Raw genomic sequence first — 1195 nt, 5'->3', positions numbered from 1 at the left:
CCCGGCGCCGGGTCCTAGCGGAGGTAGACCTTGGGCTGGGGCGCGGTGGCCATGCCGTTACCGATGAAGAAGCTCGGGTGGGGCGGCTGGTTGTAGGCGGTGTTCTGCCAGGCCAGTGCCACCCGGTACTGCGGGTCGTGCAGCAGGGTGTGGATCTTCGTGGTGGTCAGGTGCGGTGTGGCGTAGATCCGCAGGGCCCGGTTGTCGGTGGTGGGCCAGATGACCTCCTCACGCCAGTCGCCGAGGATGTCGCCCGACAGGGACGGGGTGGCCTTGGTGCCGTTGTTGGAGTGCACGCCGGAGGCGGTCAGCAGCCGGGTCTCGCCGCCGGTGCCGTACTTGTCGATCCGGGTCTGGTCCAGCAGCTCGCGCACCGGGTCGGCGTCCCACCAGGCCAGGAAGTTGGCCGAGGAGGGCTGGCGGCCGACGACCGCGCCCGCGGTGTTGCGCAGGCCGTTCTGGCCGGCGCCCGCCGCCCAGGACTCGGCGCCGGGGCTGCCCGCGTGGATGTCGGCCGACACCCCGCGCCCGGGGCCCTCGCCGTCCGAGCCCGAACCGGCGCCGGTCTGCCACAGCCTCGCCCCGGTGCGGGCGTCGACCATGTACAGGCCGGGGCTGGCGGCCCACTCGGAGATCTTCACGTACTCCAGGCCCGGACGGGAGGGGTTGAGGTCGCCCAGATGGCCGGCGTCGCCGTGGCCCAGGCCGGTGTTCCACAGGCCGCGGCCGTTGTCGTCGATGGCGGCGGCGCCGTAGAGGATCTCGTCCTTGCCGTCGGCGTCGACGTCGCCCACGCTCAGGGAGTGGTTGCCCTGGCCGGCGTAGGAGCCGTTGCCGGAGGCGTTGGAGTCGAAGGTCCACCGCTTGGTGAGGGAGCCGTTGCGAAAGTCCCAGGCCGCGATCACCGCGCGGGTGTAGTAGCCGCGGGCCATGATCAGGCTGGGCCGTTGACCGTCCAGGTAGGCGGTGCCGGCCAGGAACCGGTCGACGCGGTTGCCGTAGGTGTCGCCCCAGGAGCCGACGTTGCCGCGCGGCGGGTCGTAGTTCACCGTGGACATCGCGGCGCCGGTCTGACCGTTGAACATGGTCAGGTACTCCGGCCCGGCCAGGACGTAGCCGCCGGAGTTGCGGTGGTCGGCGCTCGCGCTGCCGATCACGGTGCCGCGTCCGTCGACGGTGCCGTCGGCGGTCTTCA

Annotated in this window: 1 pseudogene; it reads right to left on the bottom strand. The window is 72.1% G+C overall.

Annotated features, from left to right (window positions below):
• Positions 1–14: 14 nt before the first annotated feature.
• A pseudogene (locus ACFYWM_RS44730) lies at positions 15–1195 on the bottom strand (rhamnogalacturonan lyase); the annotation flags it as partial.

It is taken from the genome of Streptosporangium sp. NPDC002721 (genome assembly GCF_042888905.1).
In the GTDB taxonomy this organism is placed as follows: Bacteria; Actinomycetota; Actinomycetes; order Streptosporangiales; family Streptosporangiaceae; genus Streptosporangium.
The sequence above is the reverse complement of the archived record's forward strand: the minus strand, read 5'-3'. Positions and strand labels throughout refer to the sequence as shown.